The sequence below is a fragment of the Vibrio sp. 10N.222.49.C9 genome (assembly GCF_041474985.1).
Classification (GTDB): Bacteria; Pseudomonadota; Gammaproteobacteria; order Enterobacterales; family Vibrionaceae; genus Vibrio; species Vibrio crassostreae_C.
The window spans coordinates 1-367 of record NZ_JBFRVD010001528.1; the positions used below are offsets into that span (position 1 = coordinate 1).

1 protein-coding gene is annotated in these 367 nt (G+C 46.6%); it reads right to left on the minus strand.

Annotated elements, in window-relative coordinates:
• Nucleotides 1–367 (minus strand): exonuclease domain-containing protein (locus tag AB4585_RS29090; RefSeq protein ID WP_372172278.1); only part of this gene is annotated, 367 nt, incomplete at both ends.

Here is a 367-nt window from a genome sequence, read left to right on the forward strand (position 1 = left end):
AGCCTCACCACTGCTGTCACCGCCAAACTGAATCGCTGTTTGACCACCGGTCATAAACAAGAACACATCTGCCAGTATCTCGGCATCGAGCAAAGCGCCGTGCAATACACGTGCGGAAATATCGATGGTGAAATGCTTAGCTAGTGAGTCCAGGTTTTTGCGCGCTGGCATGTTTGGCATGCGCTTAGCCATTGCCAAGGAATCGGTAATTTTGCAGTAGTCTTCCGTTTTTCCGATAGAAGGGTCTAGCTTGCTAAATTCATTATCCATAAAGCCGACATCGAAGGGCGCGTTATGAGCAACAAGCTCAGCCCCATCGATAAACGCTAGAAACTCTTTATGAATATCTTTGTATTCTGGTTTATCT